This window comes from Sphingomonas sp. ERG5 (genome assembly GCF_000803065.1).
GTDB lineage: Bacteria > Pseudomonadota > Alphaproteobacteria > Sphingomonadales > Sphingomonadaceae > Sphingomonas.
On sequence record NZ_JSXI01000066.1, the window covers coordinates 38,328 to 51,322 of the forward strand.

Annotated in this window: 8 protein-coding genes; 7 read left to right on the forward strand and 1 reads right to left on the reverse strand. The window is 64.2% G+C overall.

Annotation, left to right across the window (positions count from 1 at the left end; genetic code table 11):
- The first annotated feature begins 39 nt into the window (after positions 1-39).
- The 6 genes from OO12_RS21380 to OO12_RS21405 all read left to right on the forward strand — a co-directional run bounded on the left by OO12_RS21380 (position 40) and on the right by OO12_RS21405 (position 9,146).
- Positions 40-2,133, forward strand: a complete 2,094-nt coding sequence (locus OO12_RS21380; RefSeq protein WP_034160781.1) for a glycoside hydrolase family 36 protein — start codon at positions 40-42, stop codon at positions 2,131-2,133.
- On the forward strand, positions 2,130-3,050 hold the full coding sequence (locus OO12_RS21385) for a DMT family transporter (RefSeq protein WP_034160782.1): 921 nt from the start codon (positions 2,130-2,132) through the stop codon (positions 3,048-3,050). The genes OO12_RS21380 and OO12_RS21385 overlap by 4 nt, the downstream gene beginning before the upstream one ends.
- A 69-nt stretch (positions 3,051-3,119) precedes the next feature.
- Positions 3,120-4,403 (forward strand): D-tagatose-bisphosphate aldolase, class II, non-catalytic subunit, encoded by a 1,284-nt coding sequence (locus tag OO12_RS21390; protein ID WP_152616583.1) that lies wholly within the window; start codon positions 3,120-3,122, stop codon positions 4,401-4,403.
- Positions 4,396-5,535, forward strand: a complete 1,140-nt coding sequence (locus OO12_RS21395; protein ID WP_034160784.1) for an SIS domain-containing protein — start codon at positions 4,396-4,398, stop codon at positions 5,533-5,535. The genes OO12_RS21390 and OO12_RS21395 overlap by 8 nt, the downstream gene beginning before the upstream one ends.
- On the forward strand, positions 5,532-6,476 hold the full coding sequence (locus OO12_RS21400) for an N-acetylglucosamine kinase (protein WP_034160785.1): 945 nt from the start codon (positions 5,532-5,534) through the stop codon (positions 6,474-6,476). Before OO12_RS21395 ends, OO12_RS21400 begins: the two co-directional genes overlap by 4 nt.
- 366 nt (positions 6,477-6,842) lie before the next feature.
- Positions 6,843-9,146: a TonB-dependent receptor gene (locus tag OO12_RS21405; RefSeq protein ID WP_034160786.1), complete on the forward strand. Its 2,304-nt coding sequence runs from the start codon at positions 6,843-6,845 to the stop codon at positions 9,144-9,146.
- Between the two features lie 491 nt (positions 9,147-9,637).
- On the opposite strand, the gene OO12_RS21410 is transcribed toward OO12_RS21405, so the two are convergent.
- Positions 9,638-11,566 carry a lipoxygenase family protein gene (locus OO12_RS21410; protein WP_034160808.1) on the reverse strand — a complete coding sequence of 643 codons (1,929 nt, stop codon included), beginning with the start codon at positions 11,564-11,566 and terminating at the stop codon, positions 9,638-9,640.
- 150 nt (positions 11,567-11,716) lie between these two features.
- Here OO12_RS21410 and OO12_RS21415 point away from each other — a divergent pair, with 150 nt between their 5' ends.
- Positions 11,717-12,883 (forward strand): GGDEF domain-containing protein, encoded by a 1,167-nt coding sequence (locus OO12_RS21415; protein ID WP_235364952.1) that lies wholly within the window; start codon positions 11,717-11,719, stop codon positions 12,881-12,883.
- Positions 12,884-12,995: the final 112 nt, after the last annotated feature.

Genomic DNA, 12,995 nt, shown 5'->3' on the forward strand with positions numbered 1-12,995 from the left:
CATTTCAGCAATCGACCGATATCAGGGGAGCCCATCGCCATGCTGTCCAACCTCGTTGATCGCCGCGCGATGCTCGGCCGTTTGATGGCAGGTGCGGCCCTGGCCTCTGGCCCCGCGCTGACCACGTGCGCCTGGGCCGCAGCGCCGGCGGGCGTGACACTCTCCGATGGCACGCTGACGATCGAATTCGACGCCGCGATGCAGTCCCGCGTGTCGTTTGGCGGCAAGCCGGTAACGCCGATGGCGGCCGGCGAGGCCTTGTTCCTCGCGGATCATCGCGCGCTCGATCGCTTCCTGCTGCTCGACCATAAGGAGACGTCGGCATCCGGGCCGCATGGCCCAGGCCGCCGGCACCGGTTGCGCGCCACTGCCGGCGGCGCAGTGGAGCAGTTGCTCGATGTCACGTTCCTCGATCATTATCCCGGCCTCGCATTGTACGAACTACGCTATCGCAACACCGGCGCGGCACCGCTGGCGATCGCCGGCTGGCGCACCGCGACGCATGACCTGCTGAGCCATCCGGCAGGTGCGTGGAGCTTCGCCGGCGCATCCTATCCCGATCGCCGCGACTGGGTGCAGAAGATCGCGCCCGGGTTCGAGCAGCGCAATTTCATGGGCATGAACGGCTCCGATTATGGCGGCGGCACACCGGTCGCCGTGGTGTGGCGCCGCGATGCCGGCCTGGCGGTCGGCCATATCGAGACGGTGCCGCGGCTGATTTCGCTGCCGGTCGCGGCGCAACCGGACGGAACGCGCATCGGCCTGTCGGGCGACGAGCCGACCCTGCTTGCTCCCGGCGCCACACTGACCCTGCCGACTGCCTTTCTGATGGCGCATGGCGGCGATCATTTCCGCCCGCTCGACGCCTATCGCCGCATCATGGCTGAGCGCGGTCTCGCTGCGCCGGTCATCCCCGACTCCAGCTATGGCCCGATCTGGTGCGCCTGGGGCTATGAGCGCAATTTCACCCCCGAACAGGTGTACGGCACACTGCCCAAGGCGAAGGAACTGGGCTTCGAGTGGGCCGTGCTCGACGATGGCTGGCAGACGTCCGAGGGCGACTGGAAGCTCGATCGCAAGAAATTTCCGCGCGGCGATGCCGATATGAAAGCGTTCGCCGACCGCATCAAGGCCGATGGCATGCGCCCGCGCCTGTGGTTCGCGCCGCTGGCGATCGATCCCGGCACCGACATCCTGCGCGACCATGCCGACATGCTGATCCTCGATCGCGACGGCGCGGCACAGAATGTCAGCTGGTGGAACGCCTTCACCATGTGCCCGGCCTATCCGCCGACGATCGACTTCTTCCGCGCGCAGGTGCGCCGCATCATCGGCGATTGGGGTTTCGAGGGACTGAAACTCGATGGGCAGCACCTGAACGGCGTCGCGCCCTGCTACAATCCCGCACACAACCATGCCCGGCCGGAGGAATCGTTCGAGAAGCTGCAGGATTTCTGGAAGGCGATCTATGACGAGGCGATGGCGATCAACCCGCAGGCGGTGATCGAGCTCTGCCCGTGCGGCGACAGCTTCGCCTTCCATAATATTCCGGCGATGAACAATACGCCGGCGTCCGACCCCACTTCGTCATGGCAGGTCCGCTCAAAAGGCAAGACGTTCAAGGCACTGATGGGCCCGTCCGCGCCGTTTTCCGGCGACCATGTCGAACTGAGCGACGGCCGCGACGATTTCGCCTCCACCTATGGGATCGGCGCGATCCCCTCGACCAAATTCACCTGGCCGAAGGATGTGCCCAATCCCGCCGAACCGCTGCCGCCCGGCGGCTTCGTGCTGACCGCGGAGAAGGAAGCGTTGTGGCGTAAATGGATCGATCTGTACCACGCCAACATGCTGCCGAAGGGGCGCTATCTCGGCGGTCTCTATGATATCGGCTTCGACAGGCCGGAGGCGCATGCAATCGACTGCGACGGCGCGCTGCACTACGCCTTTTATGCCAATACATGGGATGGACCGCTGACCCTGCGCGGCCTCAGCGCTGGACGCTACACGCTGACCGACAGTTTTACCGGCAGCCCGCTCGGCACCGCCACCGCGGCGAACAATAGCATTCGGGCCAAATTCCAGCGCTTCCTGCTCGTCCGCGCAACGCCCGCAGCGGGAGGCAAGGCATGACCGGAGCGGCCGCGCCGACGAGCCGCGCCTGGCTGATCAATGCGCTGGTCACCGTCATTCTCTGGGGCGTATGGGGCGCCTTTTCCGGCCTGTCCCCGCAGCATGGCTTTCCCGAAACCCTGGTCTATTGCGTCTGGGCGCTGACCATGATTCCGCCCGCGCTGGTGGTGCTCGGGCTGGCGGGCTGGAAGCTCGACACGTCGCCGCGCGCGATCGGCTATGGCCTGGCGATCGGGTTGCTTGGTGCGGGCGGGCAGATGGTGCTGTTCTACGCCGTCGCGCGCGGGCCGGCCTATCTCATCTTCCCGATCATCTCGCTGTCGCCGATCGTGACGATCACCCTGTCGTTCGTACTGATGCGCGAACGCACCGGGCGGCTCGGCGCGCTCGGTATCCTGCTCGCGCTGCTCGCGCTGCCGACCTTCGACTTTGCGCCGGGCAGCGGCGGCGGCGCTTCATCGGCATGGCTCATACCGGCGATGATCGTGATGCTGTGCTGGGGCGTGCAGGCCTATTTCATGAAGGCGGCCAACCACGTCATGTCGGGCGAAAGCATCTTCGTCTACATGATGCTGTCCGGGTTGGTGCTGATCCCGGTCGCCTGGGCGATGACCGACTTCGCGCGGCCGATCAACTGGGGACTGGACGGCCCGTGGTTCGCCGCGCTGATCCAGCTGCTCAACGCGATTGGCGCGCTGACCCTGGTGTTCGCGTTTCGCTACGGCAAGGCGATCATCGTCGCCCCGCTTGCCAATGCCGGCGCACCACTCGCCACCGCGCTGCTCTCGCTGGTCATTCTCGGCGTGGTGCCGGGGCCGCTCAAGACCGTCGGTATCCTGCTCGCGCTTGTCGCATCGCTGCTGCTGGCGATCGAGCCCGATGCCAAAGACCCGAAAACAATCGCCGAAACAAAATAGTTTCGTTATATTTCGTTTCGTTGTTTTTTCGTCGATGACACGATATAGGCGTTCCCCGAAGGAGCCGATGTGCAAGCGATTCTAGAAATGGTGCTGCGGCACAAGGCGGGCGAGCGGATCGGCGTGACGTCGGTCTGCTCGGCGCACCCGCTGGTGATCGAGGCGACGCTGCGCCACGCGCTCGTTACCGGCCAGCCGATCGCCTTGATAGAGGCCACGTCCAACCAGGTGAATCAGGACGGCGGTTATACCGGCATGGTGCCCGCCGATTATCGCGATTTCGTCCACGCGATCGCCGCCAGGGTCAGCTTCCCACTGGACCGCCTGGTGCTTGGCGGCGACCATCTCGGCCCCAATGCGTGGACATCCGCGCCGGCCGCCGAAGCGCTGGACAAGGCCGAGGTGATGATTGCGGATTATGTCCGCGCCGGCTTCCGCAAGATCCATCTCGATTGTTCTATGAGTTGCGCCGACGATCCCGTCCCCCTGCCCGAGCGGACCATCGCCGAGCGCGCGGCACGCCTGTGCCGTGCGGCCGAGGATGCGTTTCATGGCGATGCCGCCGACGCGCCGGTCTATGTGATCGGCACCGAAGTGCCCGTTCCGGGCGGCGCAGCCGAGGATCTGGAGGAGCTGGCGGTCACCACGCCCGCAGCGGCGATTGCCACGGTCGACATGCACCGCGACCTGTTTCGCGCCTCGGGCCTGGAGCGCGCCTGGGACCGGGTGATTGCCACCGTCGTGCAACCCGGGGTTGAATTCGATCATGACAAGGTGGTCGATTATCGCCCCGAGCGCGCCACCGCGCTCAGCCATGCGATCGAACCGGTCGAGCATCTCGTGTTCGAGGCGCACTCCACCGATTACCAGACGCCCGGGGCGCTCGCTGCCTTGGTCCGCGATCATTATGCGATCCTGAAGGTCGGCCCCGGCGTCACTTTCGCACTGCGTGAAGCGCTCTGGGCGCTTGATGCGATCGAGGCGGAGACAATTCCCGCCGCCGACCGCGCTGCGTTGCGTGCCGTCACCTTGTCGCGCATGCACGCCGAGCCGAAGCATTGGCGCAAATATTACCACGCCACCGGCGCCGCGCTCGATTTCCAGCTGCAATACAGCCTGTCGGATCGCATCCGCTATTACTGGCCCGATGCGGAGATTGCCGCCGCGCAGGAAAGACTGTTCGCCAATCTGCGCCGAACGCCGCCGCCGCTCGCCCTGGTCAGCCAGTATCTGCCGCTCGCTTATGCTGCGGCCCGCGCCGGCCAGGCGACACTCGACCCTGCCGAGTTCGTCATGGCGCATATCGCCGCCACGCTCGACGCCTATCATGGAGCTTGCTTTCCCCATGCCTGAACCCCTGCTCGCCCCTGAGACCCTTGGCGTCGACACGTCCTGGACTCGCCGCGAAATCCACCAGCAGCCCGAAACGCTGCGCGCTACTCAGGCATTGCTGCGCGACCGCCAGGCCGAGATCGAGGCATTCATTGCCCCGTTGATCGCCCGGCCCGAACTGCGCATCATCCTGACCGGTGCCGGCACGTCGGCATTCATCGGCGAGTGCCTCGCGCCCTGGCTGTCGGGCATGCTGGGTCGGCCGGTCGAAGCGATCGCCACCACCGACATCGTCAGCACGCCGTCGCTGTACCTGCGCGCTGACGCACCGACGCTGCTGGTCTCGTTCGGTCGTTCGGGGAGTAGCCCGGAAAGCCTCGCCGCGGTCGACCTGGTCGATGCGATCATTTGCGAGGCCTATCACCTGATCGTGACGTGCAACGCCGAGGGCGAACTGGCGCAGCGCACCAGCGGCAACACTCGTGTCGTCGTGCTGCCGGAAGCGACGCACGATCGCGGTTTCGCCATGACCTCCAGCTTCAGCGCGATGATGCTGGCGGCACTATCGATCCTTGGCGGCATCGCTGCGCTCGATACGCGCGGACCGGCCATTGCCGCGACGGTGGGCGACGTGCTTACGCGATGCGAACCGTTGGTCGCCAGCCTGGCAATGCGCGGGTTCAAGCGCGTCGTCTATCTCGGCAGCAGTGTGTTCAAGGGGCTCGCGCGCGAAGCGGCGCTCAAGCTGATGGAGCTGAGCGACGGCGCGGTCGTCACCGCGTTCGACACAGCGCTGGGCTTTCGCCACGGGCCCAAGACGATCGTCAACGCCGACACGCTGGTGGTGGTGTTCGTGTCGAACGATCCGCTCACGCGCCGCTACGATCTCGACATCATCGAGGAACTGCGCAGCGACGGCCGTTGCGGCGCGCTGGCGGTGATCTCCGCCCAGCCTGGCGACGGTGCGAACATCGCGATCGCCGGCATGGCCGACGCGGTCGATGCCGATCTGCTGTTCCCATTCATCGTCCCAGCGCAACTGTTCGGCCTGCATGTCTCGCTCGCGCTGGGCCTCACCCCCGACCGCCCCAATGCCAGCGGCACCGTCAACCGCATCGTTCAGGGCGTGCGGATCTACGCCGCACACATATGAACGATCGCACATATTTCCTGGGCGTCGACGGCGGCGGCACCAAAACCGAATTCGTCTGCATCGACGCTGGCGGCTCGACAGTCGCGCGTGCCGTGACGGGCACGACCTATCATCTCGAGGTCGGAATGGACGAGGCGGTGTCGCGGCTCGAACAGGGCATCGCCGCAATCTGCAGTGAGTTCGGCATCTCGCCCGATGCGCTCAGCTTCGTCTTTTTCGGCCTGCCTGCCTATGGCGAGGACAGCGTGATCGATCCGCAGCTTCACGCCGCCTGTGGGCGTCTGCTCGGCCATGACCGCTACGCCTGCGGCAACGACATGGTGTGCGGCTGGGCCGGGTCGCTCGGCTGCCGGGACGGGATCAACATCGTCGCCGGCACCGGCTCGATCGCCTATGGGGAGCGAGAGGGCAAAGTGGCGCGCGCGGGCGGTTGGGGCGAGATATTCGGTGACGAAGGCTCAGCCTATTGGATCGCAATCCAGGGGCTCGCGCTGTTCGCACGCATGAGCGACGGCCGTGCGGACAAAGACTTGTTGCATGGTCGGATCGTCGAAGCTCTGTCGCTCGGCGACGATCTTGACCTGTGTCAGCGCATCATGGGGCCAGCGGCGATGAACCGCAGCGAGATCGCCGCCCTCGCCGGCCTGGTGTCACGCGCCGCAGTCGATGGTGACGCCGGGGCTAACGCAATTCTGTTGGCAGCTGCCAATGAACTCGCGGCGCTGGCCATCGGCTTGCGCAAAATTTTATGTTTTTCGCCTGACGAGCGGGTTCCGCTGTCCTGGTCGGGTGGCGTGCTGTTGCAGGAGCCGTTAGTCCGCAACGCGTTCGCGAGGATCATCAGCGACACCGGGCTCTTCGCGCTGGCCGAGCCACTTCACGCACCGGGATATGGTGCTGCCCTGTATGCCCGGCGGCTGGCGCACACCAGCGGCAGCTGACGCGGTCGGAGCAAGCGAACGGCAGTTGTGGCCCGAAAAAGCGGCCGGTCGGCTTGCGGCTAATCCCTGCCATCGAAGAATAGCGCGTTAGCCAGGGTCCAGCCGCCAGCTTTACCGCTTTCGCCAGAACAGGACTGCTGCCGATGCAGCAGTCCTGTTCCCCGGAGTGCTGCGTTCCCACCAGCCGAGCGCTGCGCCGACCGCATGCACAATCTCCGAATTGAACCAAAATGGCGACAGTTCCTGCACTTAGGCCCGATGGCACATCGCTTGCTTATCTCACCGCGACGAACACCGGCGCAGCTGCGCCGCCATTGAGCGGGGGATTCCTCTTTGTTGTACTTCTCGAACCGAAAGCCCGTCCGATTGGCCTCGCATGCCAGTGCGCTGGCATTGGTGCTCGCCGCACCCTTGTTCGCGTCGCCGGCTTTTGCAGCACCAGCCACGACCAAGCCGGAAGGCGAGCCCGAAGGCAATGAAGGCGCCCTCCCCACCGAAAGCGCGGACATCGTCGTCACGGCCCAGCGACGCGAGGAGCGGCTGCAGAACGTACCGACCGCAATCACCGCGCTCAGCAGCGATACGTTCACCGTCGGTGGCATCGGCCGCTCAGCGAACGAAGTGCTCAATCTCGTGCCCAACGCGTCGGCCGGGACGCAGCAGCATGGCCGGCCGCGCTGGTGGATCCGCGGCGTCGGTGCGGGCCAGCAGCAGCTCGACCTGGCCAATCCGGTCGGCTTCTATCTCGACGATGTCTATATCAGCAATGCCAGCGCCACCGGCCTGCCGCTGTTCGATATCGAGCGGGTCGAAGTGCTGCGCGGACCGCAGGGCACGTTGTGGGGCAAGAACACCACCGGCGGCGCGATCAACGTGATCTCCAAGCGCCCCTCGCTCACCGGCGGCAAGGACGATAATTACGTCAAGCTCGACTATGGCAGCTATGACAGCAAGATCGCCGAAGGCGGAGTCGGCGCGGTGCTGGTGCCGGACGTGCTGGCGACCCGCATCTCCTTCCATGTCGACGATCGCGACGGACGCTACACCAATTTGTTCACGGGCGAGAAGGCGAACGGCGTCACCGACAATGTCCTGCGCGGGCAGCTCCTGTTCGCGCCTTCGGCCAATTTCGAGGCGCTGCTCAGCCTGCATTACCGCAACTACAAGACCGACGGCGCCTATTGGACGACCGCCAGCTATGCCGCCGATGGCGTGCTCCGCAATGGCTATGCCCCGTCGACCGACAAGGATGAGATCAGCATCAATGCCCCGGAATATAGCCGTAACACCCAGCTGGGCGGCTCGCTGCATCTCGACTGGTCGATCGGCGATCTCTCGCTGACCTCAATCACCGGCTATGAACGCTTCAAGACGCGTGGTGCGGGCGACAGCGACTATACCCCCCTCGAAATCTCGCGTTCCTATACCCAGGCGCGCAGCCGGCAATGGACCCAGGAACTGCGCCTCACCTCGCCCCAGGCCGACCGGCTGAACTGGATCCTGGGCCTGTATTATTTCAACGAGAAGATCGTCTCGAACGCTTATTCGGCGACGCTGCCCGCCGGGTCGGTGCCGGCCTTGTCGGGCGGCACGGCCCTCCAAGCTTACAGCCTCACCGCCTATAATCACAAAGCGGAGAGCGGGGCCGCATTCGGCAGCGCAACGTTCAACTTCACCGATGCGCTGAAGCTGACGCTGGGTGCGCGCTGGACGCGCGAGACCAAGACGCTCGATTTCGACCGCAGCGCCTCGCCCAATCCCGCCTCTGCTTCATGGAGCAATTATGCGCGCTGGTGGGATTCCTACACCGGCAGCTTCGGCGGCGCGGGCACCTTTTCCGGCAATTTCAGCAAGACCTGGGACGCCTTCACCTATGACGTGACTCCGTCATGGACCATTGCGCGCGATCAGCTGCTCTATTTCAAATTCTCGCACGGCGTGAAATCGGGCGGGTTCAATACCGCGGCGACATTGTCCGCCGCATTGGCCGCGGTCGCGCCCGAGAAGCTCGACGCGTTCGAGCTGGGCTATAAATCGCAATGGTTCGATCGCCGCCTCACCTTCAACGCGACGTTGTTCCACTATGGCTATGACGATGTGCAGATCAACGTGGTCGGCCCCAATCCCGGCGCGGTCGGCGGCGCCACGGTCTCCTATCTGCAGAACGCCAAGAAGGCGCATGTCAACGGCGCGGAGATCGAGCTGGAGGCGCGCCCGATCGAGCGGCTGACGCTGAGCGGCGCGGTTGGCATTCTCGACACCAAATATGACGAGCTGCAGGTCGTGAACGGCGGCCTCAATCTGTCCGGTGCGCGGTTCGTGCGCGCGCCGAAGCTGACGCTGAACGGCAGCGCAACCTACACCATTCCACTGGGCGGGAGCGGCAAGGTCGATCTGGCGGCGGACGCGCGCTACACCTCGCTGCAATATTACTACATCACGCCGCAGGACACGGTCCACCGCCCGATCCTGACCCAGCCGGGCTATACCATCGCCAATGCGCGGATCAGCTATACCCCGACCAACGATCGCTTCACGCTGTCGGCTTATGTGAATAATTTCCTCGACACCGACTATCGCAACCACTCGCTGCCGCAGGGGATCAATGGCGACACGGTGAGCTGGGCCGACCCGCGCACCTATGGCGCATCGCTGATCGTGCGATTCTAGCCGGGAGCAGCCGGATTTCGCGGGCGATGTGCTGGCTGTTCTTCGCGAAACTGCTTTTTGTTGGCTGTTATGTTGGATTCTTCTTGGTAATTCCCTATTATCTTTCAATAATTTACTTGAAGATGACTGTTCCGGAATAACAGCCAGCATAACAGCCACCGAACAGCCAGGTATCAGCCAACGAACAGCGATGGCCGCTGGCTGTTCTCCGCCGGATTCACCGGTCGAAAATTCGACAATCTTCAACTTGAGAAAGAGCGCGGCGAGACGCGCGGGGGCGCCCCGTCCGGCCCGCATTGTCACGCGTCACGCCGGTGTTGAATCGGCAGAAGCGGGCCTTTCCGAGGCTCGAAAAGGACGATGACATTGCCTCCCCCAAACTTCCCGCGACCAAAGATACGAACCAACAACGCAACCAGGCTGGGCGGTGCGGATGGTCGACGCCAGCCGCGGAGCTGATGGGGCATATAGACAAACGCGCGGAGGCAGCCTCAAATATTGGTGCTGGTCGGGATCAGGCTAGGCTGGAGGAAGGGATAGGGGAACATGCGGCCTGCGTTGCGCGCCACGATCTGCTCCTCGACCTGCGCCAGCGCTGCCTGAAAGCGCTGCAGGGGGCCTTCCGATCCGATCACTGCCGGATCCTGGAACCATTGCGGATAGGGAAACGACCGGCAACGATAGTCGCCCAGCGGCCGGTAGTAGAGCGAGCCGAGCAGATAGAGCGTATTGAGCTGTTCCAGCGCCAGCGAAACCGGCGGCATCATCGCCAGCCAGCCGGCCTTGTCGTTCCCCGCCTGTGCGTTGGGAGAAGCAGCCCAGCCAGCGCCCGTCACCGCGGGCGCGAAGTCCATGATCGCGCGCTGCGGGAAGTTGACCGCCGCATGTTGCGCGCTCGCGGTGAAGATCACCATCGTACAGACATCGACGAGCGCATGGCGCGTGGTGATTGCCGGGAAGCCGGATACCTGCCCCTCGCCTGCGATCGATACCGCCCACGCGGCGAGCTCGGTATCGCCGGTCACCGCCGCGTCATCGGCATAATAGAGCGCGACATAGCCATCCGCCCATTCGCGGATCGCCTGCCAGACGAGCAGCGCGTCGTCGCGATAGGCGTAGTCGGGCAGCAGCGTCTTGTCCGCGACCTTGCGCGCGACCAGATCGACCGGCAGCATCGACCGCGAAAAGTCGAAAGCCAGGCGATCGTCCGCCGCGGCGAGCTGGCTGGAGGCGATCGTGCCGCCGAAGATGTGGTCGATCGGCCCGTTGGCGGCAATGAGCGAGGTGGCGGCAGCGTTGTTGATGAACAACGTGCCTTCGAAATGCGGCAGCAACAGTGCCCAGATCGGATGCATCTCGGCAAGATGGCGTTGCGTCGCAACGGCAACTGCCTCGATCACGAGGTGCGTGCGCGCGAGGTGCGCGAACAATTCGTGGTAATTGCCGTCGGCGACCTGCACGATCTGCTTGGCCATTTCCCAGCCCCATCGCATGTCCGCACGCGGCGTGGGCAGGAATATCGGATTTTCCAGCGGATCCTGACCGCATTGAATCGCCACCGGCACCAGCGAGCTCCCGCCGGGCGGCACCGCAAACAGCGCCAGCGGCCGATAGACGAATTTCGCTTTGCCTTCCCAGACTCCGGGCTGGAGCGCCTCAAGCTCGTGATAGTCGCAGATGTAGATCCGCCCTTGGGCGAGCGCGGCGTCCAGCGTGTCGCCGTTGACGACCGATGCATATTGCGCCGCACCCAACGGAAAGTTCGCCGGCAAGGCGGAAATGCCTGCGATCATCCCGGCATTGGGTCCTGCCGTGCGCAACCGCGCGAAAGCGGTGTCGTCGATAAATTGCCAGGCGATGCCGGGTAGCGCGATCGTGGCAAACAGATCCCGATAGCTTTCGAGCGATCGCAGCGCGCGCGACCCGATCGCCAACCGCTCGGCATCGCTCAATTCGATCATCGCGCGCAGGCTGGCGACATGATCCCTGAGCGTGGCGAACAGGGCCTCTTCTTCAACTGCCTCGATCAGCAGATGGATCTCTCCGGCAATCGAGCCGCCGCCTTTGGCCAGCTTGGCCTTGATCGCCGCGACCGAACTCTCGATCTTCGCGCATTCCGCCAGCATCGCCGCAATCTCGATCTCAGGGATCACGATCTCGCCGCGGCCAATTGCCGCCAGTTTCACTGCGATCTCGTTGCGCGCGATGTCCAGGCCGATGCCGATCAGCAGCATCCACCATTCGAGCGTGGGCGTCTCGTTCGACGGCAACGCCGCGACCAGCGGGACACCGGGCAGCGTCGGCACGTCCGTAGTCCATTGATAGGTCCCACACGTCGCCTGGAGCTGTGCGGCGCGTGCAGCCTGTTGCGCCGGGGTGTCGTTCTGCGGAAGACTGGGATCAAGGGGGGCACGCTGCATCGATTGGCTCCTGTCGGGCATTGCCGTCGCAGGGCTTGCTAGTCCGGGATGGTTAACAAGGTTTTTAGCACAGGAGCTTCGTACCGATCTGGCAACAATTCTTCCTCACGTTAACCAAAGAGTGAGATCACGCCGATACGCCCTTGGCCCATGATGAAATTGGTCCAGCAGCTCCGTATTCGACTGTTTCCGCCACTGCCGGAAGCGATCCGCGACGAATTCGTGCTGATGACGGCCGCGCAGCTCCAGGTGCAATCCAGGATGTTGTTCCTGGCATTGTTCCTGACGGTGCCTACTGCCGCTTATGCCTATTCGGCTGGCGCCCCGTGGTTCGTTCGCTTCGGGTTGCCGGCGATCATGGGCGGCGCCTGCTTCGCCGGGTTCCTCTCGTTGAGCCGCGACCTCAAAATTTCGACGAGCGTGCGCCGCGCGCGCAAGCTGATCCGGCAATCGACCTGGTCGTCGAGCGCGCTGGCATTGGTGTGCAGCGCGTGGTGCGTGGTGAGCTGGCTCGGTGCGCCTGCCGATACCAAGATCTATTATCCGCTGATTCTGTCGATGGGCGCATTGTCGACCGCCTATTGCCTTTCCAGTGTCCGCAGCGCCGCGCTGCTCAATCTCGCGATCGACATGCTGCCGATCTCCGCACTGTTGCTCACATCGGGCAACCGGCTCGATCTTGCCGCCGGCGTCAGCATGGCCGTCGCGACCTTCTTCCTGTTGCGCATGATTGTGCTGCGTCACCGGGATCTCGTCAGCCTGCTCGAACTCAAGCGGCAGATGCGCGTACAGGCCAGCACCGACCCCTTGACCGGTCTGCTCAATCGGCGCGCATTCGACCTGCAGGTCGAGGCAGAGCACGCAACGGCCGAAAAGAGTGGACAGGTCTTTTCAATCGCGCTGATCGACCTGAATGGCTTCAAGCCGATCAACGACAGCTATGGTCATGCGACCGGCGACCAGTTGCTCTGCGAAGTGGCCCGACGCCTGCTCGATGCATGCGGGCAGGAAGGCCAAGTGGCGCGGATGGGTGGTGACGAGTTCGCCGTGCTGGTTCCGGCACGATCGACGATCAAGCGTGACGTGATTGCCGATCGGTTGCTCGGCGCATTGGCGCGTCCCTGCGATATAGGCGGGCATCGCATCCCGGTCAGCGCCGGTTTGGGCGTGGCGCATTGGCCCAAGGACGCAAGCGTAATTTCGGGCCTGTTCGAAGCAGCCGACCATGCGCTCTACGCTGCCAAGGGAATCCAGATAGTGCCCAACGCGAACGCCACGGGCTCCACCGGTCGGGTACAACCGATCAGGGCCGCATAAGAACAGCGATGCCAGGCCGATCGCCATCGGCGCGCTCGAAAGCCACGACACCTTGCCGCCGAGCAGCCGCTTACGAACCAGTTGAACGAAAGGCAGATTTCGGGATCGCCTG

What these genes read in the sequence shown, in the direction of transcription:
- OO12_RS21380 (WP_034160781.1), top strand. Translation starts at nt 40, where the DNA reads ATGCTGTCCAACCTCGTTGATCGCCGCGCGATGCTCGGCCGTTTGATG.
- OO12_RS21385 (WP_034160782.1), top strand. Translation starts at nt 2,130, where the DNA reads ATGACCGGAGCGGCCGCGCCGACGAGCCGCGCCTGGCTGATCAATGCG.
- OO12_RS21395 (WP_034160784.1), top strand. Translation starts at nt 4,396, where the DNA reads ATGCCTGAACCCCTGCTCGCCCCTGAGACCCTTGGCGTCGACACGTCC.
- OO12_RS21400 (WP_034160785.1), top strand. Translation starts at nt 5,532, where the DNA reads ATGAACGATCGCACATATTTCCTGGGCGTCGACGGCGGCGGCACCAAA.
- OO12_RS21410 (WP_034160808.1), bottom strand. Translation starts at nt 11,566, where the DNA reads ATGCAGCGTGCCCCCCTTGATCCCAGTCTTCCGCAGAACGACACCCCG.
- OO12_RS21415 (WP_235364952.1), top strand. Translation starts at nt 11,717, where the DNA reads ATGATGAAATTGGTCCAGCAGCTCCGTATTCGACTGTTTCCGCCACTG.